Raw genomic sequence first — 22377 nt, forward strand, 5'->3', positions numbered from 1 at the left:
CCCGCACCTGGACTCGGGCCCGGGCCCGGGGCGGTGTCCTTGCGGCGGCCGTCGATGATCTGGGCTACGGCCTTCGGGCCGGGCTCGGGCCAGACGGTGCCGCCCTGCCAGTGGACGAGGGCGTCGGTGAAGCGGCGGGCGACGCGCATGCCGTCCGGGAGGTCGGCGACGGCGCGGACGTCCACCCACCAGACGGGCGGCGTCACCTGGGCGGCGACGTCGGCGCCGAGCAGGCGGCGCACCTCTCCGGCCACGGACACGAGGACGGGCGCCTCGATCGAGGCGAGCAGCCGCCCCTCCGGGTCGTACAGCAGGGTGGGGTCGGGGTCGCCGCCGCGGACGTCGAGCGGCTCGCCCATGGCGACGAGGCCGTCCACGACGGCGTGCACGTCGGGCTGCCGCCGTACCAGCGCGACGAGGTCGCAGGTCACCGGGTCACCCCCGCCGGTCCGAACGAGCGGGCGAACACCTCGGCGACGACGCGGACGAGCGCCGTGCGGGTCGCCTCGGACACCTTCGCCGGGTCCAGCGCGCCGCCGACCGCGAGGTGCCGGTCGTAGGGGACGTACACGACGGGCATCCCGCCGGAGCCGAGCATCTGCCCGGCGCGGTCGAGGTCGGCGCCTCCGTGCGGCGCGTGCGTCACCATCGCGATGACCGTACGGGACAGCAGCGCGGCCTGCCCGTTGTTGGCGAACCACTCCAGCGCGCCGCGGGCGCTCAGCGCGCCGTCGACCGTGCCGGGGGTGACGAGCACCTGCGCGTGCGTGGTGGCGAGGATGCCGCGGTGCAGCTCGGTGAGGATGCCCGCGCCGCAGTCGACGACGGCGGCGGACACGTAGCGGCTCAGCGCACCGACGGCCTGCTGGAACGTGTCGATCGTGAACTCGCCCGCGATCCGTCCGCCGCGCGTGGAGGACAGCACCCACAGGTTCCCGGCGGTGCGGGTGAGGTACTGCGCGGCCTCCTCGAACGAGCGGGGCGACTGCCCGGCGAGGTCGAACAGGGACCGTTCGGCCCGCACGCCGAGGCGCAGCGGCAGCGACCCGAGCTCGGCGTCGGCGTCCACGGCGATCACGCGGTCGGTGCGGTGCCGGGCCAGCTCCGACGCGACGAGCGCGGAGATCGTGGTCTTGCCCGCGCCGCCGCGCACGCTGACCACCGCGATCTGCCGGTAGCTCGGCACGGGACGGCGCAGCAGCTCGACGATCTCGGCCTGGTCCTTGAACCCGCCGCCGCCGGACCCGCCGACGGCCCGCCGCAGGCCCTGCCCGACGCGGCGCATCAGCGGGTCGCCGTGCTGGTTCTTGAGCAGGAACTCGTCGGGGGACGGGACGACCGGCCCGTGCTGCTGGGGCGGGGGCGGCGCGGGCGCCGGGGGCTGGGCCGGAGCCTCGTGGTGGGCGGTCTCGACCTCGTCCTCCGCGTCGGGCGGCGCCCCGCCGAGGTCGGGCGGCGCGTTCCCGACGACGGGGGCCATCGCCATCTCCGGGCTGAACCCCTCGCGCATGATCGGCTCGTTGCCGGGCGCGCCGGGCGCCTGAACGTGCGGAACGTCCCCCTGCTGCGCGCCGGGCGCCTGCGCGGCCGGCGGCTGGGCGGCATGCGGGTCCTGCGCGGGCGGCGGACCGTACGGGTCGGACGGCTGCTGCGCGCCGAACTGGTCGGGCTGCTGCTGGGCGGCAGCAGGCTGGGCGTGCGGATCCTGCGCGGGCGGAGCACCGAACTGATCGGGCGGTCCAGGGACGTGCTGCGCGGGCGGGACGGGCTCGGGCTCCGCCGCGGGGGGCGGGCCGAACGGGTCGGACGCCAGCGGCGCGGGCTGGTCCTGCACGGGCGGCTGGACGACAGGCGGCTGCGGCGCGACCGGATCCTGCGCGGGTGGTCCAGGGACGTGCTGCGCGGGCGAAACGGGCTCGGGCTCGGGGTCCGCCGGGGGCGGCGGGCCGAACGGGTCGTCGCCGGGGACGACCGGCGGCGGCCCCTGCGGGACCTCGACCACGGGCGCGGAGACCTCCACGACCGGGACGGGCGGATGCGGCTCCTGCGGGACCTCGATCGGTTTCGGCTCCTCCACGGGCTGCGGGGCGGCGTCGGCCCCCCAGGACCCGTGCGCGGGAGCGGGCGACGAGGGCACGAGCGACGCGAGCCCTCGCTGCGACGCGCCGAGCTCACGCAGGACGATCTGCTGCCAGCTCGAGTCGGACACCTGCCTCCCTTTCCTCGCCGCAACCCTACGAGACTCTAGGTCTTTCGGACAGCGCGCGCGGCGCCCGCCGCGCCCCCGCGCCGGGCGTCCGCGCACCCCCGTCCACCCGCCGTGAGATGGGCAATCTGTACTGACTGCCCCACATCGACCCAGGTACGCTTGCCCGACCGCGATGTCCCAAACGATATCTCCCCCGACTACGCGCATGGAGCCGTGATGAACCCCCTGAGTGGCCAGGTCAGGTGCCGCCCGGCCAGCCGGGCTACCCCCCGCAGGGACCCTCGTCGTTCGGCCCGCCGCCCTACGGCCCCGGCGGTCCCGGCTTCCCCCCGCCGCCTCCCCCGCCCCCGCCTCCGCGCGGCGGCGGGAGCGGTGCGGTGATCGCGGTCCTGCTCGGCGGGGGGCTGCTCGTCGTGGTCGTCATCGCGGTCGCGGCGTTCGTCCTCCTCGGCGACGATGACGACGACAAGGGCAAGCGGGCGAGCACGCTGCCGACCCTCCCCGCGTCCCCGAGCGCCGAGAGCACGCCGAGCTACGGCGGCTCGCCGTCGGCCACGCCGTCCCCGGGCGGGATCGACGGCGTCCTCAAGCCGACGATCAAGACGGCGCGCGGCAACGTGTTCACCCGCGCGGGCACCCGTACCGGCTCCTGCGCCTCCCGCGCCGACGCCGACCTGGCGAAGGCGCTGCGCGGCCGCTCCTGCACCGAGGACATGCAGTCGGCGGTGTACGCCAACCCGGGCAAGAACATCATCACGGTCATCTCGATCCTGAAGTTCGCCGACGCCACCACCGCGAGCGAGGTCAGCGACGCGACCAGCGACGGCGCCAACCCCGAGCTGCTCACCCCGTCCGCCAACAGCGGCCTGCCGCGCCTGGACCGCAAGCCGACCTCCTGGGTCCGGAGCTGGACGCAGAGCCAGCACGTCGTCTACGCGCAGTCGTACTGGGCGCGGGGCGGCGACCCGGGCTCGCGCACCGGCACCGTCTACACCACCGCGGGAGAGCTCGGCGTCGAGGTCACCAACACCCTGATGTTCACCAACTGACCCGTCCGCACCCGCATCGAACTGATTCGTCGGCGTTCGTCTTGTTATGCTCCCGAACGCTTGATCATGGGCCGGGAACGGCCCCCGGCCGATCGGCGGTGACATGGGACTGCAACTTCCGGGCGAGTTGATCAGCCTGCTCGGCATGCTCGGCTACACCTGGCCCGAGGCCGACGAGACCAAGCTCTTCGAGCTCGGCTCCACCTGGATGGGCTTCAGCGGCACGATCCAGGGCGTCGCCTCGGACGCCGACTCCGCCGCCCAGCAGGTCTGGTCCGGCAACAAGGGCGCCGACATCGACGCGTTCCAGAAGGCGTGGGGCGAGGACGACGCCCCCGCCAAGATCCTCCAGGACGCGGGCACCGGCGCCACGGCCGTCGGCGCCTGCTTCTTCCTGTGCGCCGGGATCGTCCTGGCCCTGAAGATCCAGGTCATCGTCCAGCTCGTGATGCTCGCGATCCAGATCGCGCAGGCCATCGCCACCGCCGTCGTCACCTTCGGCGCCTCCCTCGCCGAGATCCCCATCTTCAAAGAGATCACCGGCATGATCATCGACATGCTCATCGACCAGGCCATCAACGCCCTCCTCGGCTAGGGCCCGCACCCCCGGAGGCCCACGATGGGCAGGCGACGCTTCGGCGGAGGCCGCCACGGCGGCCCCAGCGGCAAGAACCCCCGCGGAGGCAGGAGCGGCCGCGGAGGCAGGGGCGGCAGAGGCCCTGCCGGCGGAGCCTTCGGCAAAGCCGCCGGCCAACTCTTCCGCGCACCCAAAGGCAGCGGCCACGGCGGCGGCGCCGGGCGGGGAGGGGCTTCTCCCGGCAAAGGCGGCCCGAACCGCAGCGGCTCCGGCTCTCCTCAGCGACGCCAGGGCAACGCACGGACCAACGCCAAACCCAACAACACCAAGTCCACGACGAACGACCCGATCGACGTGGTCACCGGTGAGGTCCTGCTCAACCAGACCGACGTGACGCTTGGCGGGCTGCTTCCCTTTCCCCTGGAACGCACTCACATCTCCACGTACCGCGCAGGACGACTGTTCGGCGCCTCCTGGGCCTCGACCCTCGACCAAGCGCTGGAACTCGACGCCGACGGCGTCCATTACCTGTCGGCTGACGCGACGGTCCACACCTATCCGCAGGCGACGCTGCCCAACGTCGTGTTCAGGCCGGTCGAGGGCCCGCAGTGGCCGCTCACGCTCACCTCCGACGGCGGCTACGCACTCACCGATCCCGACCTCGGACGAACGTTGCTGTTCCCGGCGCCCGGCACGGAGTACGGCTGGAGCCGCCTGCCGCTCATCGGGGTCACGGACCGCAACGGCAACCGGATCGATCTCCTCTACAAGGATCGGGTCCTGAAGGAGGTCAGGCATTCGGGCGGCTACCGCGTGGCCGTCGACACGATCCCCTTCGGCGCCGGGCCCGGTGGCCCTGATGGGCCTGCCGAGGCCACCGAACACCGCGTCACCGCTCTGCGCTTGCTGACCGACGGCCGCATCGACCGGAGCACCGCCGCCGACTCAAGCGGACTCACCCTCGTCCGCTACGCCTACGACGCGGATGGAAGGCTGTCCGACGTCGTGAACTCGTCCGGTCGACCGCTGCGGTACGGCTACGACAACGAGGGCCGCCTGACCGGCTGGCATGACCGCAACGGCTTCTGGTACCGGTACGAGTACGACCAGGAAGGGCGGGCCATTCGCGGCCGCGGCTCCGGCGGCTTCCTCGACGCGACGCTCGTCCACGTGCCGGAACGCCGGACCACCAAGGTTTCCGACTCCCTCGGAAACACCATCACCTACCGGTACAACGAACTCTTTCAGGTGGTGGAGGAGACCGATTCCCTGGGGGGCACGACCCGAACGGAGTGGGATCGCTACGACCGGCCGCTCCGCATCACCGATCCACTGGGCAACACGTTCGGTTATGCCTATGACGAGCACGGCAACCTGCTGGCCGTCACGCGCCCGGACGGCAGGACGACGACCGCGCGCTACAACGAAATGAACCTCCCAGTCGAGATCGTCCAGCCGGACGGGACCGCCTGGCTCCAGGAATACGATGACCGCGGGAACGTGGTCCGGCTCACCGATCCGGCCGGAGCGACCACGGAGTACGCCTACGACCATCGCGGCGGGCTGGCCGCCGTCACGGACGCCGCCGGCAACGTCACCCGCCTGGAGAACGACGCCGATGGCAATCCCCTGAGCGTCACCGATCCCCTCGGCGGCACCACCCGATGCGCCTACGACCCGATGGGCCGCCCCCTGAGCGTCACCGATCCGGTCGGCGGTGTCATCTCGTTCGGCTGGACGGCCGAGGGGCGGCCGGCGTGGCGGTCGCTGCCGGACGGGAGCGGCGAACGGTGGACCTACGACCCGAGGGCAACGTGGTCGAGCACGTCGACGCGCTCGGGCGGAGCGAACGGACCGAGTACGGGGCCTTCGACGTCCCCTTGGCGCACGTCCGCCCGGACGGCACGCGGCTCACGTTCACCCACGACACCGAGCTGCGGCTCGTCGCGGTCACCAACGCGCAGGGCCTGTCCTGGCGGTACGAGTACGACGCCAGGGGCGAACTCACCGCCGAGACCGACTTCAACGGCCGGACGCTACGGTACGCCTACGACCGGGCGGGCAGGCTGGTCTCCAGAACGAACGGCGCCGGGCAGGCCGTCACGTTCACCCGGGATCCGCTCGGCAACCTGGTCGAGAAGCGTTCGGGCGACCAGGTCACCACGTTCACCCACGATCCCCTCGGACGGCTGTTGCGCGCTGTCGGCCCGCACTCCGACCTGCGTTTCGAGCGAGACCGTGCCGGACGGGTGACCGCCGAGATCCACAACGGCGAGACCGTGTCGGTGGCCCGGGACGCGCTGGGGCGGCGCACCGGGCGACGTACGCCGTCGGGCGTCGAGAGCCGGTGGTCCTACGACGCGCTCGGCCTGCCGCGCCGCATGGATCTCGGCGGACACAGCCTCACGTTCGCGCGCGACCGAGCGGGCAGGGAGGTCGAGCGCAGGATCGGCACCGGCGCGATCCTCGCGCAGCAGTGGGACGCCGGCCACAGACTGACGGCCCAGACGCTCTGGGGCGTCCCCGCCACGCCCCAGGGGCAGGCACGCCTGCTCCAGCACCGCACCTATTCCTACCGGGCCGACGGGCACGTTCTGGCCATCGGGGACCGGCTGGCGGGAGACCGGAGCCTTTCCCTCGACTCGGTCGGCAGGGTCACCGCCGTGGACGCCCGCGACTGGACCGAACGTTATGCCTACGACGCCACGGGCAACCTGACCGGCGCGGAGTGGCCCGCCGGTCATGCGCCGCCCTGGGGCGACGACGCGCTCGGGGACCGGGAGTACAGCGGAACGCTCGTGCGCAGGGCGGGCCGGGTCCGCTTCGAGCACGACGGCCAAGGCCGCGTCGTCCTGCGGCAGCACACCACCCTGTCAGGCAAGCGGATCGCCTGGCGCTACCGCTGGGATGCCGATGACCTGCTCGTCGGCGTCGAGACCCGAACGGGCAGCGTTGGCGCTACCGCTACGATCCCCTGGGCCGCCGGGTCTCCAAGGAGCACCTCACCGCCGACGGGCAGGGCGTTCACGAGCACTTCTCCTTCGCTTGGGATGGTGCGGTCCTCGTCGAGCAGAACCACGTGTTCTGGTCCACCCAACGGCGGGCGTTCGCGTCGCGCGCCACGGTGTGGGAGTACGAGCCCGACGGCTTTCGACCCGTGGCGCAGAGCGAGCGCACGCGGCCTCCCGGAACACGGCCGGTCTGGGCGGACGAGCGCTTCTACTCCATCGTCACCGACCTCGTGGGGACGCCCACCGAACTGGTGGGCGTAGGCGGAGACGTCGTCTGGCACCGCCGCGCGACGGTCTGGGACGTCGGGAGCCCGTCACTGTGCCCGCTGCGTTTCCCCGGTCAGTACTTCGACGGGGAGACGGGGCTCAGCTATAACTACCAGCGGTACTACGACCCGACCACGGCCGGTTACGAGAGCGCGGACCCACTGGGGCTCGCGCCCCAGCCGAATCCGCACGCTTACGTCAGCAACCCGCTCAGGTGGGCCGATCCGCTGGGGCTGGCACCGTACGATTTCCAGAACAGCCACGCGGCGTTCAAGCACTACTCAAAGCACTCCAAGGGCGTGATCATCGGAAACAACGGCAACGTCAGAGCGAAGCCCGGCGGGCCGGACATGCCGGAGTACACGAATTTCCGCGACTACCGCAACGCCGCCGGGCAGTTCATGGGGCGCGACAACCCGCAGGGAGCGATCGAGATGATCCGCCCGAGGGACGGTGCCGTGGTGCGCTTCCACCCCGGCTCCGGCAATTTCGGAATCCGCACTCCCGACGGCGTCATCCGGACCTTCTTCCGGCCGGACGGCAGCACGACACAGCAGTATCAGTACTTCAGAGATCAGATTGCGTGATGAACAACGACAGCAGTGCCTTCCTTGCGGCCTACGAGTCACTTGTCCCGGCAAGCACCCAGGCCGGCTCCAAAGGGCCGGCCGGCCTGCTGGACGCCTGGCGCTCCCTGGTCGACGAGTGCGCTGAGGGATACTCGTTCGGCGTGGACGAGTTCAAGAACGACGTCCACGTCCGCGACACGATAGAGACTCTTTGCATGGACCCCAGAGTCAAAGACGACCCGGCCCGCGACGAGTTCTACGCGAGAGTCCTGGAAGCCGACGAACGATTCAAGGATCTCGTGCGGCCCGACGTGCACATCGACTCCCCGGATCTCCCATGGTGGCGACGCGCCGTCCTGAAGAACGGCGGCGACGAGTACGTCGAAGACATGCGGAGCCAATACGGCATAGAAGTGTCCCCCGCCTGAGAAACCGGCCATGCCGACAACCACACGAGCACTTACCCGCCTCCGCACGAGTTCCGCGACGCTGTGATGGCCCCGCTTTTCGTCCTCGGCCAGTACCTCGACTCCCCTGCCGACTATTCCAAGGAGTGCGAAGAGCGCATCTCCGGCCTGGGAGAGGAACTCTCCCGGCTGCTGGCCGTCTCCCTCTCCCACGGCAGCGACATGAACTACAACGCGGGGCAGCGGCTCGGCACGTACCTCCTGGCCGACCGTTCCCCGACGCAGGACCCTCGGGCGGCGACGTATTCCCTGGGCATTTGGATCTCGACCAAGGGCCCGCTCTGGACCCTCCTCCTCCACCGCGGCGAACCGGGGAAAGCGGAATGGTTCCCGGCCCCTTTGAGCGAAGTGGCGGGCACCCCCGAAGTCGACTCGCTCCTGCACACCATCGAAACGTACCTGCGCTCCAAGGGCTACACCCGGATCTCCGAAGAGGCCCTGGACGAAATGCTGCCCGACAAAGAAACCGAAATGGACGGGGCCCCCGCGACGGTGCGCGACGTCTTTTTCTGCGAAATCTGCTGACCGACTTCCTGAGCCTCCGCAGCCGAGCACGAAGTTCTGTAACCCGCACCGCACTTCACCGCAGGTATCAATAACCCAATGGCTCAGTTGGCGCAGTACCCGCACGCGATGAGGGAGTTGGCGATCTCACGTGCGATCGAACGCGCGGCCTCGCGGGCGGGCCCGTCGGCGAGAGGCACGTCCCGTCCCTGGTCGTCGTCCGACCCGCCGTAGGAGATCGCGACGAACGTGTTGCCCACGCTCATCCCGATATCGGCCTGGCCGGAGTTGTAGCCGGACGCCGTACCGATCACCGAGTACGACTCGACCGCAGCGTGACCCACACCGGACAGCCACGCGACGGCCGTCGTCCGGCGCGGACTGAACCTCGGCGGCTTCAGTGGCTCCTGCGTCCTCTCCTCCTCCATCCGCGCGTGCGTCTCGTCCACCTCCCCCGTCGCGGAGTCGGCGCCGCTGCTGATCCGCCCGTCCCGGTACGCGGTCATGGTCACCCGCAGCCGCCGGTCGGTCGCGGGCGAGGAGGCCTCCCACTGGCACGACGCCGAAGGATCACCACCCGCCCTGTGGACGACCGGCAGCTCGGTCGCCGCCGGAACGACCCTCTCGATCGTCGCCCGGCCCACCACCTCGCACGGCGCGGGCAAGGTCCGGATCATCGGCTTCGCCGACGAATGCTTGACGTCCCCCTCCGACGACGGCGCGTCCCACACCCGAAACACCGCCAACAAGACCAACACGGCACATGCCACCCCCGCGACCAGCAGACGTCCGAACGCCCGCGTCCCCTCCGGCGCGAGCACGGGCGGCTCCTCGGGAACGGCCTGCGGCTCCGCCTCCGGCGGCAGGAACATCGGCCTCGGATTCCGCGGGTCTTCCGTCACCAGCGCCTCCTCCACCCCCGCGAACCTTCAGATTACGACCCACCGCGCAACCACCAATAGCCACCGACCCCACACCTACCAAGCTGCGCGCACGCGACGGTGAAGCCACTACGGGGCCAAGGACGTTCACTCTCTTTGATCGCGCCTCTCGACTGGGGTACAGAGGACGCGTGAGCGAAAGCGATCCGCATATCCACGTCGAGGTGAACCTTCACGCTGATACGGCGGTGCGCGACGTCATGGCGTCCACGTTCGGCCTTGCCGGTGACCTGCCGAGTCTGGTGAACACGGGCTGCGGGCTGGAGGTTCCGCACGCGATGACCTCTGCGCGGCCGGAAAGCGTCACCTGCCTGGAATGCCGTCGGCACGCTCATCGCCGGCACCTTCGCCTGGCCGATGAGACCGAACGGATAGGCCGAATGCCCGGCATGAGCGCCGAAATCAGCGACGGCGCCGTCCAGGCCGGGAAGCGCCACCGCGATCTCGCCATGAGATTCGTCAGCGACAACCCCTGATCACTGCCCTATCACGCCGATACGCTCCCTGCCTTGGCCCCGTCACCATGCAGCCAATCCGGCGAAGGTTAAGGCTGGGGCGGGGATTGCGGAGGGGACTGCTGCTGGGGCTGGGGCGCCGGGGCGGGCTGCTGGTACTGCTGCGGCTGGTAGCCGGGGTGCTGGGGCTGCTGGCCGTACGGCGCCTGCTGGGGCTGCTGCGGCCACGGACCGCCCGCCGCGGCCGGGGCCTGCGCGGGAGGCGCGTAGCCGGAACGGGACGCCGCGATCCGGGCACCCGCGGCGATCACCGCGCCCGTCACCAGCAGGCCCCCGCCGCCGATCGCCAACGTCTCAGAAAGCATGAGCGCGCTCTGCTGCACGCTGGGGCAACGGGCGTCGCCACGCTCTTCCGTGCAGTCCTTGGCCGCTCCGACGAAACCGACGGCGAGGGCACCGGCCATGAAGAAGCCGCCCAGGCCCATCGTGATGACCGCGCCCATGCTCGTGACGTTCTGCTGCGGCATCCTGACATCCTTCGTCTTTCGGGAGCGGTACGGGCGATCAGTCGACCACAGCGCCGCCGTTCCGCGCTAGTGGAGAACGCAAAACGCCCCACCGTTTCCGCAAGGAACGGCGGAGCATTTTGTGGAACGGGTCCAGGGTGCGTCAGCCACCGGCGTTGGCCTGCTTCACGCACTGCGCGGAGTCCTGGTTGGCCTTGTTCCCGTCCTTCACGTTCTTCGGCTGAACACCGAAGTCACCGGGCTTCGGCGGGTCGATCTCGTAGCCCTTCTGCTTCATGCACTTGGCGACCTTGAGGAGATTCCTGTACGCCTTCTTCTGCACGGGAGTGAGCGACTTGGGATCGACCGCGCCCCCGCCGCCCGGGTTGAGCTCGTTCGCCCCGACCGTCTTCTCCGGACCGGCAGGGGCACTACTCGCACCGCCGCCATTGGCCGAGGCGGACGAACTCGGCGAGGACTTGGCGTCGTCCTTGTCGTCGCCACCGCACGCGCTCAGGCCGAGCGAGAGGGCGAGAACGGCGACGGGGAGGACCGAGAGCTTCTTCAAGGCACTACCTCTCTGAGGGAAGGCATGTCTTTGCGAAGAGCATGCTACTGCGTCCCACTTGTCCATGTGTGCACACTCGACACGCAATCCGACAAGCAGTGATCACCTTTCTGACGCGAACGGCCCCGCCGATTCCAGGAATCGACGGGGCCGACTGTGGACAGGCGTCTCAGCCTCGATATCCGGGCGGGGGCCCTGCTGCCCGGGCGGGCCCATCGGCGGATACGGCTGCTGCCCGGGAGGCCCTTGCTGACCGGGCGGCGGACCCTGGCCGGGCGGCGGGCCGGGCTGCTGCCCAGGCGCACCCCATCCGGCCGGCGGCCCCTGCTGCCCCTGGTACATGCCGGGCATCGGCGCACCGCCGCCGGGCCCGGGACCGGGCGGCGGCCCGCCCTTCTTCCGGCCCTTCCGCGCGATGAGGATGACGACTCCGAGGATCACGACGAAAACGCCGACCACCACGAGCGCGCCCACCCAGACCGGATTTCCGGACGAGTCGTCCGAGTCGCTGCTCTTGGGAGCCGACGACGCCGGCCCGCCATTCTGCTCGGGCGCCTTGGGCGCGTTCGGCTGCGTCTTCGCCCACTGGTCGTACGCCGCGAACACCGGATTGGGCGCACTCTTCGGCACATTCGCCGTCAGAGCGTCACCCGGGATGATCGCCCCGGCCCCGGTCTGGTTGTCCTTGCCGGGCGGCCCCGCGTCCTTGGCCGTCGCGATGAGCCGCTGGACGACCTCGCGGTTGGACATCTGCGGGTTCTTGGAACGCATGATCGCCACAACCCCCGAGGTCAGCGCAGTGGCCTGGCTGGTCCCTGAGTAGTTGTTGTCGAAGACGCCCCGGTTGCGGACGCTGCCGACGTCCGCGCCCGGGGCAGCCACCGCCACGTACGGCTGACGCTGTGTCTTCACCCATGCGCGCTTCTGGGCGTCGATGGCGCCCACGGCGAGGACCCCGGCGCAGTTCGCCGGGGTCATGCTGCCGTTGGTCGACGCACCGTCGTTGCCCGCACCGGCCACGATGACGACGTCATGGGCGATGGCGTAGCCGACGGCCTGCTGGAGGTCCGGCGGGCACTTGCCGAACGTGCCGGGATTCGCCTGCGACACGTTGATCACTTTCACACCGTGATCGGCGGCGTAGCGGATCGCCTCGCCCGTGGACGGCCCGGAGCTGGCGAGCGGAAGGATCTGCGCCTCGGGAGCGACACCGACGAAACCCGTCCTGGTGCCCTGGTTGACGATCAGTGAGGCCATCGACGAGCCGTGACCGTCCGGGTCGGCGTCCGTCTGGCCGTCGCCGCTTCCTTGCTGCCAGTCGTCCGCCAGACGGAAATCCTTGCCCGGGAGGATGCGCCCTTGAAGCTCAGGAAGTTTGGCGTTCACCCCGGAGTCGATCAGTCCTACGGTGACGCCGGCGCCCTTGCTGACAGGCCAGACTCTCTGCTGGATCTGCCAGGCCGTAAACCACCACTCTTCGCTGCGCGGCCCAGGAACCGCGCCGGCGGGAGCGGCCACGCTCAACGCCAGCGCGGAGGCCGCCCCGGCCGCTGCCAAGACCCGCGTCAACCGTCGCACAACGAAACCTCACAGAACGGAAGCGGCGTGAGTGGCCCGGACAGATCCGGGCCACTCACGCCGACTGGTACAAGTCACGGACCGAGCTTAGGGTCAGCCGATGACGGGCGGGGACGTATCCCCATCGCTGCCGCCCCAGACGTCCTCGTCCTCGTGCAGCCACGTGGTGCGCTCGTGCTCGTCGTTGCCTCCGCCGCCCGCGCCGCCGCCGCGGCCGCCCATGGGCGCTCCGCCCATGCCGCCCGCGCCAGCCTTGCCCGCGCCGAACCCGCCCTTGCCGGCGCCGGCGCCCGCGCCCATGGCGCCCTTGCCCATCCCGGCGCCACCACCGGGAATGCCGCCGGCGAGACCGCCCGCGCCGCCGCCGGGGATGCCTCCACCCGGGACGCCGCCGCCACCGCCACCGCCGCCACCGGGGATGCCGCCACCGCCGAGGCCCTGACGGCCGAACGGGTCACCGCCGCCACCGCCGCCACCGCCGGGCAGTCCGGACAGGTCGCTGCCGTGGCCGCCACCGGGGATGCCGCCGCCGGGAACGCCACCACCCGGGACACCACCACCGGGAACACCGCCGCCGGGGACGCCGCCTCCCGGGACACCACCGCCGGGAACACCGCCACCCGGGACACCACCGCCAGGAACGCCACCGCCGGGGACGCCGCCTCCCGGGACACCACCGCCGGGAACACCGCCACCCGGGACACCACCGCCAGGAACGCCACCGCCGGGAACGCCGCCTCCCGGGACACCACCGCCTGGGATCTGCGGGTTCCGGTCGTTGACACCGGCGCCCGGGTTGGGCATGTCGACGGTGATTTCCTTGGGGACCCAGTTGTTGTTGGTCTCGATCGTGCGCTCTTGCAGCTTCTGCATGTGCTGCTTGGCGAGCTTCTTCTCCTCGTTGCCGAAGAAGTTCTTGATGTCGCCGAGCGTCTTCGACACGTTCAGGCCGCCGACCGCCAGGACGCCGCCCGCGGGGCCCGCGATCGTCGCGCCGAGGGCGAACTTGGCGGCGCTGCCCACGTCGAAGTGCGGGATCAGCCCTTCGCCGGGGGCGTGGTCCTTGTACCACTGAAGCTTTTCGGCGTGCTGGGTCAGCGCCGTGCCGTTCTCGCCGTAGCGGACGTTCATCTCGCGGCCGGTGGCGTTGAGGCGCTGCATCTGCTTCTGCGCGGCGTTGGAGTCCGTGCCCTTCCAGGCGTTGGACAGCCCGATCGCGTGCTTGCGCAGCAGGTCGGCCGTCGCCTGGAACTTCTTGGCGGCGTTGGCGTACGCCTCGCCGGCCTGCCTGACCTCGTCGGGCTTCGTGGCGTTGAGGATCTGCTTCAACGCGTCGATGTCCCCGTCCCACTCGCCGGGCTGGGTGGCGGAGACCCGGATCGGCGTCGTCTGGGGCCTGCTGTCACCAGTCATCGTCTCTTCTCCCCAATCGTCCGGACGGCTCAGTAAGCCGAGGTGTTCCTGGTGGTCGGCTTACTGCCGGTGTTGGTCGCGGGGGAGTCGACGCCGTTGGCGGCAGCCGTGTTGTTGTGCTCCATGTCCTCGTAATTGCCGACGGCCTTTTCGAGGGCGTTGATGACGGCCTCGTAGCTGGAGAGAAAGGCGTTGTACGTCTGGTTCAGCTGGAGGTAAGCCTTCTGCGTGCTGGCCTGAAGGCTCATCGCGGCCGGGTAGTTGCCGAGTTGAGCGGTGGTGATGTTGCCCTTCGACTGGAGCTCGTTCAGCGTGCCGCTTCCCGAGTTGTAGCTCTCATAGTCGTCGCGCAGGATCTTGAGAATCTTCTTGACCTCGTCCTTCTCGATCTCCAGCTTCTTGCCGGAGTCGAGGCCGGGCCACGAAGAATCAAGCTGGAACCCCGTACTTCCATTGTCCGCCGGTCGACCCATCTCAGCCTCCTGCGGGCTGATCCTGCCCGCTGCCTATGTCCCTCTGATGTCAAGAGCCAGGGGCCGTCGATGCGGCCCCCGGTCGTACCCCGTCCGGCCGCCCGGATGGGCCCGGGCGGCCGGTCTCGACGTCGTCAGCCGCCGATCATGGAGGTGTTCTGGCGCATGGTCGTCTGACCGGTCTCGGACGAGGAGTTGATCACAACGCCGAGCTGGTTCATGACCTTGCCGATCTCCGCCGCGGCCTGGTCCCACTGGCGCTTGGCGTCCATGTAGGCGTCCTTGGCGGTGTCCTCCCACTGCGCGAGCTTCTGCTCGACCGACTTCTCCAGGTCGTCGAGCTCACTCTGCATGGCGGTGTACTTCTGCTGGAACGCGGCGTATGCGGCCTGCATCCCGCCGAAGTTCATCGAGCTGTAGCTCATGGTTCCTCCGTGTCTCGGGTAGGTGCGCTCGGTGCCGCGGCTCAGCCGTTGAGCAGCGAGTTGAGGCGGTTGACTTCCTCGGTCTGCTGCTGCTCGCTGGCCTCGTAGTTGACCTTGGCCTGAGTGAGCTTCTCGTGCAGCGTCTCAAGGGCCTGGAGGACCTTGCCCAGCTCACCGTCGAACTCGGTGTAGACCTTGGTGAACGCGCTGGACGCCTGGCCGACCCACTGGCTCTGGAGCTGCTGGTGCTCCGAGCCGAGGTCGCTCTTGATCTTGTGGAGGTCCTGCGCCGCGCTCTCGACCCGCTGGGCCGCCTGAGCCATTTCTGCTCTGTCGGCTGCTGACTTCTGACCCATCAGTCACCCTTCCCAAGTGTCTCTGCGATGTTGTCTGATGCGGCGCGAGCCCCAATGGTTCGCGGCGGCGGGGGATATATCGGGAGCCACACCACGCCCGGTGGACGATCCAGCCAAGCCGTTACCACACTAGGCAAAAGCCGCATCCGTGTCGATCTACCTTAGGGAGCCTTCCGACACCGGCCATGGTGCTGTGACCGATCCGTAACATTCCGCACCGGCCGGACGTCGGGAGCCCTCCATCCGTTCGATCGACGGTCGTTCCGCACCCGGGTTCGCGGCCTGGACCGTCCGGCCGCGAGGCCCGGCGGCGGGAGCGCCGCTCGTCCGGATGGACCGGACGGCTGGCTGCCGTACGGCCCGTTGGACCTCCGGACGGCGACGCGCACCGCCCGGTCCCCTCCCGCCTGGCAGGCGGTGGAGCCGGGCGAACGATCCGAAGCGTCGTCCGTCCGGTCGTGCGTGCGGACGGCTGGCTGCCGTCCCTTGGCCGAACGACTCGGTCGATCGGTCGTTCGTTCGGTCGTTCGTTCGGCCGGCGAGGCGGGGGGCTCGGGATGCCTTCCCGTTCGCGATGCCGGACGGTACGCGCAAGGAGCGCCGCGTCCGGTGGTTCGTGGGCCGGACGGTTCGCGGGGGCGGCGCGTCCGGCGGGCTTGTCGTGCCAGACGGTTCGCAGGAGCGGCGCGTCCGGCGGGTTCGCGGTGCCGGACGGTCCGCGAGAGCGTCGCGTCCGGTGGGCTTGCGGTGCTGGACGGTTTGCGGGGAGCGGCGCGTCCGGCGGTGGGGTGGGGCGGGGGGTCAGGTCCAGATCTTGCTGTTGGACTGTTCCGCCTTCTGGTAGTTGTCGTGCGCGACGCCGATCGACTCGGAGAACTCCTTGACCGCCTTGGCCATCTCGCGGGCGGCCTTGTCCCATTTGGCCCTGGCGTCCATGTAGGCGTCCTTGGCGGTGTCCTCCCATCGCGCGAGGCCGCTTTCCAGTTCGCCTTCGAGACGGTCCAGAAGTTCGGTCATCTCGCGGTGCTTGCTCTTGAAAAGCTGCTCGGACTGCTGCATCACCGAGTACGTCGTGCCGAACGCCTCTCCCACGTTCCCTCCATCCGCCTCCCTGGCGCGCGCCGGGAGGCTGCTCAGGCCCTTGCGGGCGGCTTGCGGTCTTGCACCGTCTCCAGCGGTCCGCTGCACGGTCTTCGTGTCGTTGTGGTCAGTGGCCGGTGCCTCCGGTACGGCCGCCGCCGACACCGCCCGCGACACCGCCGCCGCCGTGTCCGGCGCCGCCTCCCGCCGCGCCGCCGCCACCGGCACCGCCGCCGGCCGCGCCGCCACCGCCCGTACCGCCACCGGCGCCAGCGCCAGCCCCGCCGCCCTGGCGGCCTCCCGCGCCCGCGCCGCCGCCCGTGGGGCTTCCGGCCGCCGCGGCCACGCCCGCGCTGTTGCCCGCGGTGTTGACCTGCGGCGGGTTGTTCGGGTCGAAGATCTCAAGGGACGGGCCGGAGGGGAGCAGCCGCAGCAGGTCGGCGGGGACGGGCTTGGAGTCGCCGCCCTGGCCGATGGAGTAGCCGAGCGCCTTGGCGGCGTCGGCGTTCTTCAACGGGTACTTGCGGCCGTCGTCGCCGATGAAGACGTAGGTGTTGATCGCGTCGGCCTGCGCGTTGCTCGGCAGGACGCCCGCGAGGACGGCGCTGCCGGGCGGGAGGACGACGTTGTCGACGCCCTGGCCGTTGCTCTGCGTGGTGGGCATCGGCAGGTCGCTGCCGCCGCCGGTGGTGAGCTGCGGCTTGGTCATGCCCCCGTCGAGGTCCTTGTAGACGATGCAGAGGGCCTCCTTCGGGTCGTACCGCACCGGCTTGAGCTGGGTGTCGGGGAGGCCGCTGCTCGGGATGGTCTGGCCCGACTGGTTGCGGGTGATGACGTTCGGCGGGATCGGCGCGGCCTGCGGCATGCTGCCGTACTCGCGGGTGGACTGGATGAGCTGGGCCTGCACGGACGTGATCGACGCGAAGCCGTCCTGGAGCAGGACGAACCAGCGGTCGCTGTCGCCCGCCTCGATGAAGTTGACCTGCCCGATCCGGCCCTTGAACCCTCCGGCGGCCTGCGTCTGGCCGCCGAAGCGCGCGATGCGCGGGGCGGAGTAGTCGGGTCCCTGCGGCATCGCGTTCACGAACGTCGGGGAGACGGGAACGGTCGGGGGGCTGCCGAGGACGGTCATGCCGCCGGGGCTGACCTTCATGCGCAGGTTGTTCCAGACGAGCCAGTTCTCGTTGCCGCTGCTGACGACGACCGCGGAGTCCGCGGGCAGCGGCTTGCCGCCGACGCTCTTGCCGCCGACGAGGGAGACGGCGGGGCGCGGCGTTCCGGACGTGCCGGTCGAGGTGCGCACGCACACCGACCACGGCCCGCCGACCAGGCGCTTGCGCTCGGGGACGCTGTCGGGCGCGCCCGCGATGCCGATCATCGGGCCGCGGCGGTACTTGCTGAGCGACTTGGACGACACGGACTTCTGCTTGCCGCTGCTGCCGACCGCGAGCTTCGCCGACGCGTAGTTGGCGACGGGGCAGAGCACCTTCTCCTTCTGCCCGGTCGGGACGCACCAGACGAACCGCGTGCCGGTCTGCTTGTCGATGAGCAGGGTCTGCGGGTCGGTGAGGCCCTTGCCGCCGCCGCCGAGCAGGATGCCGGCGATGCCGAAGCCCGCCGCGACGAGGACGCCGACCATGACCCCGGACAGCGTGCCGACGTTGAGCCGCTTGAGCGGCTGCTCGGGATAGTCGGGCTCGCCGAGGATCAGCGCCTGCGAGGCGCGCTGGGTCATCAGCCGGTGCGCCTGGAGGAGGTCCCGTTTGGTCTGCATCTACCCGTGCCTCCCGCTCAGCCCGCGAGCCCGCGCGCCCACTCGAAGACGCCCGCGACGCCGAGGGCGAGGGGGACGAGGGCGACGACGAGCAGGATCTCGATGATGTCGCCGGCGCGGCCCCAGAACGGCGTGAGCCGGTTCTTCGGCAGCCACATGCCGACGCCGACCGCGATGCCGGACACGACGAGCGTCGGCGCGAGGACCCCGGCGAGCAGGTAGACCTGCGAGTCGAACCGGAGCGCGGCGCCGAGCGCGAGGACCGAGAGGCCGAACACGCCGGGCACCAGCATCCACAGCTTCTGCGCGCGTCCCCGGAACATCCGCGCCCGCAGCAGCAGCGCGGACGCCAGCACGACGCACATCGCGGGGGCGACCCAGCCGCCGGCGAGCGCGAGCGGCACCGCGGCGCCCATGGCGGTGAGGCCGAGGCCCGCGACGCCGCCGGTGACGAACCGGTCGGCGGCGGCCGTGCGGGCGAGGACCTGCTGGCCGTCCACCATGAGGGTGTCGCGGCGCAGGTCCTCGGCGCTGTTGGGCACGGGCGGCAGCTTCACCCGGGCGAGCTTGAACGCGACGCCCGGCAGCAGCGGGGTGAGCGCGAGCGCGACCGCCACGGTGATCGCGGCGATGCCCGCGGAGTCGAAGTCGAGGGCGATCGCGACGCCCGTCGTGATCGCGCCGAGCAGCGCGGCGACGGCGGCGCCGTAGAAGACCGGCAGCCCGTCGGCGATCGCGACGCCGCAGACCGTCGCGGCGAGCACGACCGCGCCGAAGCCCGCGAGCAGGTGCAGGGTGCCGAGGTCGCCGAGCGCCTTGTCCTGCGCGGGGCCGAGGAGTCCGGCGAGGAACGCGTACGGCAGCGCCGCGTAGCCGAGCGCCGCGCCGGCGCCCGCGTCGCCCGCGGCCCGCGACAGCGCGACGGCCGCGCCGAGCAGGAGCACCGCGATGCCGCCCGCGGCGATCGCGGGGACGAGCCAGGACGGCCCGGTCAGCAGCAGGGTGACCGCGCCGACGAGGAGCCCGGCGACGCCCCAGCCGAGCGCGAACGTGCGCGCCGACTCCGGCCGCCACCGCCCCGGACGGTCCTTGACGGCGGTCGCGACCACGTCGGGGACGTCGTCGAACGCCAGGTCGGGCATCTGCGCCATGCGCGGGCGCAGGTAGAGCAGGTCGCCGTCGCGCAGCCCCGCCTGCGCGGGCGTCGCCGACGGCTCGAACGGCGCCTCATCGAGCTTCTGGAGCACCCAGCCGCCGTGCGCGAGGCCCGCGTCGGCGAGGTCCTGCCCGGCGTAGTGCAGCATCGTGGGGTAGAGCTCGGCGAAGGTCGCGTCGGCGGGCAGCGCGATGTCGACCCGGCGCTTCGGCCCGACGACCGTGATCCGGCAGAGATCGGCTCCAGGGGGCGCGCTCACGACTTCCTCGCAAGTAGGTCGGTGGGGGAACGGGACCGCGGAGCATGCTCCCATGCCCCGTGCCCCCGTTCGCCCTCTGCTGGTCAAGACCATAGATGATGCAAAATCCCGCAAACCCTACGCAACGTTCACCCGTAGTAGTCAACCGATAGGGCACTGTGCCACACCGGCACCCCCATCACCACCCGAACGGCTTGAACCACCCGAAAACGTCACGTCCTGCCCGAAGGCCCGCACGCGCACCGTCACACGGTGTGCCGCGGACAGCGGGGGGCGCTCCGCGCGGTTCCGGTACGGGACGTTCACGCGTCGCGCCGCTCTCCGACGGCGGGACGACACGGCCCGTTCCCCTCACCGGGGACGGGTGGGATACCTCACACGGCGGCCGGTACGGCTCCGAGCAGCCGGTCCAGGTCGAGGTCGAGCGCGGCGAGTCCCTCCGCGCCGCCCACGTAGAGGACCGGTCCCGGGCCGAGCACGAGCGCGCCGACCGTTCCGCCGGGGCGCAGCGCGGCGTCGCCGCCGGTCTCCAGGTCCCAGAAGTGCAGCTCGCCGTCCGCCCAGCCCGCGGCGACCAGCGGCCTCCCGGCGACGACGGCGGCGGCCACGGCGGTGACCGGGCAGTCGCGGCGCGCGGCGGCCTCCGGCATCGGCGGCTCGCCGGGGATCCACAGCCGTACGGTGCCGTCCGAGCCGCCGCTCACCACCAGCCGCCCGCCCGGCAGGCTCACGCAGGCGACCGCGGTGACCGGCCCGGTGTGCAGGTCGCAGGACGGCGGCGGACCGGCGGGCGCGTCGAACGTCCACGCCGTCACCGCGCCGGTGCGGTCGCCGAGCGCCACGGTCGCGACCCGTTCGTCCGCGCCGAGCGCGGTCGGCACGGCGGGACCGGACGAGGTGAGCGTCGCGAGCACCGCCTTGGCGTCGAGGTCACCGCCGCCCGCGGGCGCGGCGTTGAGCAGCCCGCCGAGATGCTCCGCCCTGCTGCGCGCACCGGAGGGCCGCGTGACGCCGAGGCCGCCGTGGTCGTCGAGATGCAGGACGGCCCCGTCCGGGAACGGCACGAGATCTCGAATCCGCGCCGTCTCCCCCGGAACCCGCCCGGCGGGCCGTCCGCTCTCCAGATCGAAGGCATGGAACGCGCCGTTCGCCCCAGCGGCCATCAGCTCAGGACCCGGCCCGCCGCGTTCGCTCTCCGCGCCAGGCGCGCCGCGTTCGCCGTCGTGGTCGGCCGCGGTTCGGGCCAGTGCTTCGACGGGGCCGCTCCAGTGGTCCGCGGACGGGTCGGCCGGGCGGGCGGAGATCCAGCGCGGGCCCCACTGCGCGCCGGCGGCGTGCTGGGCGAACGCGTTCGCGAGATCCCGGTCGCCGTTGCGGAGGGCGGCGAGCCGCAGCGCCGACGCGCGCGCCGCGCCGCCGGGCATCCTGACCAGCGCGGGCCCGGCCGAACGCCACGCGTTCCGCAGCGGCCACGGGCCGTCCGCCTGGACGGCGTCGATCGCGGCCGTCACCGCGACCGGGTCGGCGTGCGCCAGGCAGCCGGGGTCGGAGACGATCCGGCCCGCGGTGCCCGTCGCCGCCGCATGCCGCAGCACCGCGCGCGCACGCGCCGCGTCCGTCCGGGACCAGTCGGGACGTCCCGCCGCGTCCTTGGGCAGCGCCTCGTACAGCGAACGGCCGATGGCGTTGTCGATCTGCGCGGCGACCTGCGGCGTCCGCCCGCGCAGGACCGCCTCGCGCAACGGGCGGCAGCCGAGCGCGAACCGGTCGCCGACGCGTACCGCGAGCGGCAGCGCCGCCTCCACCGACGCGCGGGCGTGCGCGACGTCACCGGTCAGCGCGGTGGTCCAGGCGTGCCAGTCGTTCCAGGAGACGGGCTCGTACGCGGCGGCGAGCGCTTCCAGGGCGGCGCGCGCCACTGGAGGCGCTCCGCGCAGCCACCGGCCGACGGCGTCGTGCGCGGGAACGTCCGGGTCCGCGCCCGGAGGCGGGGCCGTCAGAGCCAGCTCGGCCAGTCCGGCGTTGGGGTAGAGGGAGTCGGCCGCGGCGACGACGGCCGGGTCGCCGATGCCGCGGGCCGCCGCGAGGTGGGCGACCCACGCGCCGAACGCGGCCCGGTCGGTCGGCTCCGGAACGTCCAGGTCGATGATCTCCGCCGGCGCGCCGTCCGCGGTGAGGAGGGCGACCGCCTCCGGGCGCCCCTCCACGAGCAGGCGGACGTGCGGCAGCGCGAGCAGCGGCGCGAGCAGGCCCGCGACGATCCCGGCGGCCCCGGCGCCGTCGCAGCGGGCCCCGGACTCGTCCAGCTCGGCGACCACCAGGGTCGTACGGCGCGGATCGGCCTCCAGGTGCGCGAGCACGGTGGCCGGGGCGGCGCCCGGCAGGGCGAGCTGCTCGGCCAGTGCCCACGCGGCGGAGTGCAGTGTCATGCCGCGCACGCTGAAGACCGCGGTCGCCGCGCGGGACGTCTCCAGGTCGGCGTCCACCGCCGACGCCAGCAGCCTGCTCTTCCCGGCGGCGGGCGCGCCGGTGATCGCGCAGAGCCGCGGGCGCAGCACGTCCCCCAGCCACGCGGCGACCGCCGCCGCGGCGGGCTCGCGGCCCGCGCCCACCGGCGGCCGGCTCGTTCCAGGCATCGGCACGGCCTTCGCTTCCCTTCTCCGGTCAACCCTGATCGTCCCCGGCCGGCCACGCTCGGCCCACCGGTCCCCCGGTCCCCGCTCCCCCGGTCAAATCCCGC

At 71.7% G+C, this 22377-nt stretch carries 19 protein-coding genes and 2 pseudogenes; 8 read left to right on the plus strand and 13 right to left on the minus strand.

All coding sequences use genetic code 11. The features are described from left to right. Positions 1 to 427: 427 nt before the first annotated feature. Positions 428 to 2209 carry a MinD/ParA family protein gene (locus GEV43_RS10805; protein WP_160820565.1) on the minus strand — a complete coding sequence of 594 codons (1782 nt, stop codon included), beginning with the start codon at positions 2207 to 2209 and terminating at the stop codon, positions 428 to 430. Positions 2210 to 2586: 377 nt separating this feature from the next. On the opposite strand from GEV43_RS10805, the gene GEV43_RS10810 reads away from it, so the two are divergent. From GEV43_RS10810 to GEV43_RS10840, 7 genes and pseudogenes are all read left to right on the plus strand, one after another. Further along, positions 2587 to 3258, plus strand: a complete 672-nt coding sequence (locus tag GEV43_RS10810; RefSeq protein ID WP_160820566.1) for a hypothetical protein — start codon at positions 2587 to 2589, stop codon at positions 3256 to 3258. Positions 3259 to 3361: 103 nt separating this feature from the next. Beyond that, on the plus strand, positions 3362 to 3853 hold the full coding sequence (locus tag GEV43_RS10815; protein WP_160820567.1) for a hypothetical protein: 492 nt from the start codon (positions 3362 to 3364) through the stop codon (positions 3851 to 3853). Positions 3854 to 3877: 24 nt separating this feature from the next. Next, positions 3878 to 5545 (plus strand): annotated as a pseudogene (locus GEV43_RS49955) (DUF6531 domain-containing protein); the annotation flags it as partial. Then, positions 5500 to 6567, plus strand: a pseudogene (locus tag GEV43_RS55975) (hypothetical protein); the annotation flags it as partial. The pseudogenes GEV43_RS49955 and GEV43_RS55975, both read left to right, overlap by 46 nt. Before the next feature lie 509 nt (positions 6568 to 7076). Next, positions 7077 to 7700: an RHS repeat-associated core domain-containing protein gene (locus GEV43_RS10830; protein WP_160820570.1), complete on the plus strand. Its 624-nt coding sequence runs from the start codon at positions 7077 to 7079 to the stop codon at positions 7698 to 7700. Further along, positions 7700 to 8110 carry a hypothetical protein gene (locus tag GEV43_RS10835; RefSeq protein ID WP_160820571.1) on the plus strand — a complete coding sequence of 137 codons (411 nt, stop codon included), beginning with the start codon at positions 7700 to 7702 and terminating at the stop codon, positions 8108 to 8110. Before GEV43_RS10830 ends, GEV43_RS10835 begins: the two co-directional genes overlap by 1 nt. A 66-nt stretch (positions 8111 to 8176) precedes the next feature. Continuing rightward, entirely contained in the window at positions 8177 to 8674 is a 498-nt protein-coding gene (locus GEV43_RS10840; protein ID WP_160820572.1) for a hypothetical protein, read from the plus strand. A gap of 83 nt (positions 8675 to 8757) precedes the next feature. On the opposite strand, the gene GEV43_RS10845 is transcribed toward GEV43_RS10840, so the two are convergent. After that, positions 8758 to 9555 carry a hypothetical protein gene (locus GEV43_RS10845; protein WP_160820573.1) on the minus strand — a complete coding sequence of 266 codons (798 nt, stop codon included), beginning with the start codon at positions 9553 to 9555 and terminating at the stop codon, positions 8758 to 8760. Positions 9556 to 9725: 170 nt separating this feature from the next. On the opposite strand from GEV43_RS10845, the gene GEV43_RS10850 reads away from it, so the two are divergent. Next, positions 9726 to 10070 carry a hypothetical protein gene (locus tag GEV43_RS10850; RefSeq protein WP_160820574.1) on the plus strand — a complete coding sequence of 115 codons (345 nt, stop codon included), beginning with the start codon at positions 9726 to 9728 and terminating at the stop codon, positions 10068 to 10070. A 68-nt stretch (positions 10071 to 10138) separates the two neighbouring features. Here GEV43_RS10850 and GEV43_RS46800 read toward each other — a convergent pair whose 3' ends face one another. The 11 genes from GEV43_RS46800 to GEV43_RS10900 all read right to left on the minus strand — a co-directional run bounded on the left by GEV43_RS46800 (position 10139) and on the right by GEV43_RS10900 (position 22273). Further along, positions 10139 to 10576, minus strand: a complete 438-nt coding sequence (locus tag GEV43_RS46800; protein WP_164717130.1) for a hypothetical protein — start codon at positions 10574 to 10576, stop codon at positions 10139 to 10141. Between the two features lie 142 nt (positions 10577 to 10718). Further along, positions 10719 to 11123, minus strand: coding sequence for a hypothetical protein (locus GEV43_RS10855; RefSeq protein ID WP_160820575.1), 405 nt, complete (start codon positions 11121 to 11123; stop codon positions 10719 to 10721). A gap of 102 nt (positions 11124 to 11225) precedes the next feature. After that, positions 11226 to 12701, minus strand: coding sequence for a S8 family serine peptidase (locus GEV43_RS10860; protein ID WP_309239581.1), 1476 nt, complete (start codon positions 12699 to 12701; stop codon positions 11226 to 11228). A gap of 93 nt (positions 12702 to 12794) precedes the next feature. After that, positions 12795 to 14114, minus strand: a complete 1320-nt coding sequence (locus GEV43_RS10865) for a WXG100 family type VII secretion target (protein ID WP_160820576.1) — start codon at positions 14112 to 14114, stop codon at positions 12795 to 12797. Positions 14115 to 14143: 29 nt separating this feature from the next. Next, positions 14144 to 14587 (minus strand): hypothetical protein, encoded by a 444-nt coding sequence (locus GEV43_RS10870; RefSeq protein ID WP_160820577.1) that lies wholly within the window; start codon positions 14585 to 14587, stop codon positions 14144 to 14146. A 134-nt stretch (positions 14588 to 14721) separates the two neighbouring features. Continuing rightward, positions 14722 to 15012: a WXG100 family type VII secretion target gene (locus GEV43_RS10875; RefSeq protein ID WP_160820578.1), complete on the minus strand. Its 291-nt coding sequence runs from the start codon at positions 15010 to 15012 to the stop codon at positions 14722 to 14724. A 41-nt stretch (positions 15013 to 15053) separates the two neighbouring features. Further along, a complete protein-coding gene (locus GEV43_RS10880) occupies positions 15054 to 15335 on the minus strand; it encodes a WXG100 family type VII secretion target (RefSeq protein WP_160820579.1) in 282 nt (93 codons plus the stop codon). Between the two features lie 834 nt (positions 15336 to 16169). Continuing rightward, on the minus strand, positions 16170 to 16460 hold the full coding sequence (locus GEV43_RS10885) for a WXG100 family type VII secretion target (RefSeq protein ID WP_160820580.1): 291 nt from the start codon (positions 16458 to 16460) through the stop codon (positions 16170 to 16172). Positions 16461 to 16575: 115 nt separating this feature from the next. Continuing rightward, positions 16576 to 18222, minus strand: a complete 1647-nt coding sequence (gene eccB / locus GEV43_RS10890; protein WP_206681118.1) for a type VII secretion protein EccB — start codon at positions 18220 to 18222, stop codon at positions 16576 to 16578. A gap of 17 nt (positions 18223 to 18239) precedes the next feature. Further along, a complete protein-coding gene (gene eccD / locus GEV43_RS10895; protein WP_160820581.1) occupies positions 18240 to 19637 on the minus strand; it encodes a type VII secretion integral membrane protein EccD in 1398 nt (465 codons plus the stop codon). A 374-nt stretch (positions 19638 to 20011) separates the two neighbouring features. Continuing rightward, a complete protein-coding gene (locus GEV43_RS10900; RefSeq protein ID WP_160820582.1) occupies positions 20012 to 22273 on the minus strand; it encodes a WD40 repeat domain-containing protein in 2262 nt (753 codons plus the stop codon). Between the last annotated feature and the right edge of the window lie 104 nt (positions 22274 to 22377).

It is taken from the genome of Actinomadura sp. J1-007, from assembly GCF_009793335.1.
GTDB lineage: Bacteria > Actinomycetota > Actinomycetes > Streptosporangiales > Streptosporangiaceae > Spirillospora > Spirillospora yumaensis.

Bases quoted from the DNA above. Each gene is read 5' to 3' on its own strand.
- GEV43_RS10815 (WP_160820567.1), top strand. From the start codon at position 3,362: ATGGGACTGCAACTTCCGGGCGAGTTGATCAGCCTGCTCGGCATGCTC.
- GEV43_RS10835 (WP_160820571.1), top strand. From the start codon at position 7,700: ATGAACAACGACAGCAGTGCCTTCCTTGCGGCCTACGAGTCACTTGTC.
- GEV43_RS10840 (WP_160820572.1), top strand. From the start codon at position 8,177: ATGGCCCCGCTTTTCGTCCTCGGCCAGTACCTCGACTCCCCTGCCGAC.
- GEV43_RS46800 (WP_164717130.1), bottom strand. From the start codon at position 10,576: ATGCCGCAGCAGAACGTCACGAGCATGGGCGCGGTCATCACGATGGGC.
- GEV43_RS10865 (WP_160820576.1), bottom strand. From the start codon at position 14,114: ATGACTGGTGACAGCAGGCCCCAGACGACGCCGATCCGGGTCTCCGCC.
- GEV43_RS10870 (WP_160820577.1), bottom strand. From the start codon at position 14,587: ATGGGTCGACCGGCGGACAATGGAAGTACGGGGTTCCAGCTTGATTCT.
- GEV43_RS10875 (WP_160820578.1), bottom strand. From the start codon at position 15,012: ATGAGCTACAGCTCGATGAACTTCGGCGGGATGCAGGCCGCATACGCC.
- GEV43_RS10880 (WP_160820579.1), bottom strand. From the start codon at position 15,335: ATGGCTCAGGCGGCCCAGCGGGTCGAGAGCGCGGCGCAGGACCTCCAC.
- eccB (WP_206681118.1), bottom strand. From the start codon at position 18,222: ATGCAGACCAAACGGGACCTCCTCCAGGCGCACCGGCTGATGACCCAG.
- GEV43_RS10900 (WP_160820582.1), bottom strand. From the start codon at position 22,273: ATGCCTGGAACGAGCCGGCCGCCGGTGGGCGCGGGCCGCGAGCCCGCC.